A 3,325-nucleotide genomic window follows, 5' to 3' on the forward strand; every position below is an offset into this window, starting at 1 on the left:
ACTCCCTTTTTACAAGTGGTGTATATTTTGGTGGTGGGTAATGCCGCTTATACGGATCCTAACAATGGTGGAACGGGCTGTTATGCTATTGTTCCCTTAACCTTGATAGTAGATCCATTGCCCCTAGCGGTACAACCGCTTCCTTATGAGCTATGCGATGATGAGATTAATGGCAGTACCCGTACCGACCAGATTAGCACCTTTGATTTAACCACTCGGGAGGATGAGATTACCGATGGGAATTCTACCTTGAGTGTAATTTGGTATGAGACTCCAGGCGATGAGTTAGCGAATAATCCTATTGCCAATCCCATGGCCTATCAGAATCGTGAGATTCCTCCAGCACCGTTAAATCCACAGACAATTGTAGCTAGAGTTACCGGTACTTTTGGCTGTAAGGTCACTGTTACCTTGACCTTGGTGGTAAACCCTGTACCTACGAGTATTACTCCGGAGCCACTGGTTATCTGTGATGATGACAACGATGGTTTTGCAGAATTTACCCTTCACGATGCGGATATGGATATCACCGACGGTGATGCTGATTTGCAGGTAACTTATCACCCAACGCTGTCGGATGCACAGAATAATATCAACGAACTAACGGATCCTTATACCAATGATGATCCTTATAATGATGTGGTCTTTGCACGGGTAGAGAGCATTACAACCCTATGTAAGAATTACATCACCTTAACTCTGGAGGTTCGAGACAGCCCTATGGTTGCCACGACTCCTCAGAGCCTTCACCGTTGTGATACCAACAATCCTGGTGATGGATTGGAGTTTTTCAATTTAAACGAATCTGCAGTGGGTGTATTAAACGGCTTAGACCCGATTTTGTATGATTTGTATTATTATGAGCTGGAAGCTGATGCCATTACTGCTGGAGATCTGGCCTTAACGGCTCCTGATTACTCACAGGCCATTCCCAATCCTGGAGTATATCAGAATGTGACTCCCTTTTTACAAGTGGTGTATGTGCTAGTGGTAGGGAATGCTGCAAATACCGATCCTAATAACGGTGGGACCGGTTGTTATGCAATTGTTCCTTTAACCTTGATGGTAGATCCAATACCGGCTGCAATACAGCCACTTCCTTATAAGCTATGTGATGACGATTTAAATGGCAGTACCCTTACCGATCAGATCAGTACGTTTGATTTGACCACAAAGGAGGATGAGATTACAGGCTCGGACCCTACTTTAAGTGTGAGTTGGTATGAGACCACGGCCGATGAGCTTGCCAATAATGCCATAACAACTCCTTCGGCCTATCAAAACCGAGCGATTCCTCCGGCACCTGTGAACCCACAAACGATTATTGCTAGGGTCAGCAGTGGAGCAGGGTGTAAGCGACTGGTAACCCTTACCTTGATTGTGAACCCTAACCCATCACCTGTAACACCAACTCCGTTGGTGGTCTGTGATGATGACAACAATGGTTTTTCTGAATTTACCTTAGAGGATAAAGATATAGAGATTATCGGAGGCGAGCCAGATGTAAGTGTATTGTATTTCTTAACTCAGACTGGGGCACGCACAGGAAATCCTGCGGCGGCCCTTACAAGTCCTTATCAAAATGTAGTGGCAAACCTTCAAACGGTATGGGCACGAGTGACTAATGATCTTACGGGCTGTTTTACGGTAGTTCCTTTGGATCTGGTGGTAGGTGCTTTGCCTGATGCCCCTGTGATTCCTGGTTTTGGTGACTTACTAGCCTGTGATAACGGAACAGGAGGTAGTGTGGTGTTTAATTTGGAAGAGAACACTCCCTTTGTGTATGGTGCTCAGGATCCGCTAGATTTTAGTATCAGCTACCATGTGTCCTTAGCAGATGCTGAGGCAGGAACCAACCCAATCGGGCCCACGACCACCTTTAGTAGTACAGGACAGAGCATTTGGGTTCGTCTGGAAGACAACGATAGTGGATGTGCACGTGTTAGTTCTTTTGAACTCATTGTAGGGGGCTATCCTGTGATTGCTTCTCCAGAAGATATGGAGGTGTGTGATGACCAAACAGGCGGTAGTACTACCGATGGTATCGCTACCTTTGATTTAACTCTTAATGATGATTTTATCACCATAGGGGATGAAGACTTAAGTGTTTTTTATTATGAGACCTTGGCCCAACAAACGGCAGGTGATTTTATTACCAATGCCACGGCCTATGCCAATACCACCAATGGACAGACGTTGTTTGTGAGTGTATTTAATTTAGAGGGCTGTGATGCCCAAACGACCCTAACCTTGTTTGTGAATCCAAATCCGACGGCTGCTACGCCTTCCGATTTTGAATTATGTGATATTAATAATGATGGATTTGGGACCTTTGATTTAACGACCAAGGATGTAGAGATCATCGCTGGTCAGAGCGGGGTGAGTGTTGCGTACTATGAGACCTTGTCGGATGCTCAAAACCAGGTATTTGCCATTGCAAGTCCTTATACCAATATTGTTGCCAATACCCAGACGGTGTATGCACGGGCGAGCTTTGAGGAGCCACCAACAGCTACGGGCTGTTTTACGATCGTTGCCTTGGATCTTGTTTTGATTCCTACCCCGATTGTACCTATTGCTATTGAAGATTTAGTATTGTGTGATGATGATGGATTTGGGGTCTTTGATTTGACCCAGCGATCGGCTGTTATTTTTGGTTCTCAGAGTTCGGATGCCTATACCCTTAGTTTCCATCTAACGCAGGTGGCAGCAGCTGCAGGGACCAATCCTATTGCCAATCCGCAGGCCTATACCAACACCAGTACTCCCGAGCAAACGATTTTTGTTCGTTTGGAGCACAACACCACCCAGTGTTACAAGACTGGTTCTTTCTTATTAAAGGTCACCATTGGTCCACTAGCCAATGCACCTACGCCACTAAATGTGTGTGATGATCTAGGGGAGCCCAATGATGGGTTTACACTCTTTGATCTGACTCAGAAGAATGCTGAGATTACGGGCGGCGTCGTTGGGGTAGAGGTACGCTATTATGAGACCCAGCAGAATGCGATTGATGACATCGATCCTATTACCCCTGCCAATGAATATTTAAATACTTCGAATCCACAGACGGTGTACGTTCGTGTGATCGATGGCAATACGGACTGTGACAATACCAGTGTTAGCTTAACCCTTCGGGTGAATGCGAATCCTGCTGCTGTAACCCCAGAGGCATTGATGGCCTGTGATAATAATCTACCGGGCGATGGGATCGAGGAGTTCGATCTAACCCAAAGAGAGGGAGAGATATTAAATGGAGCAACTTGGGATCTGGGCTACTATGAGAGCTATCAAGATGCACTGACCCTTACCAACCCCATTGCTA

Annotated in this window: 1 pseudogene; it reads left to right on the forward strand. The window is 45.8% G+C overall.

Annotation, left to right across the window (positions count from 1 at the left end):
* A pseudogene (locus tag BXY75_RS17050) lies at positions 1 to 3,325 on the forward strand (hypothetical protein); the annotation flags it as partial.

The sequence above is a fragment of the Ulvibacter antarcticus genome, assembly GCF_003688405.1.
In the GTDB taxonomy this organism is placed as follows: domain Bacteria; phylum Bacteroidota; class Bacteroidia; order Flavobacteriales; family Flavobacteriaceae; genus Ulvibacter; species Ulvibacter antarcticus.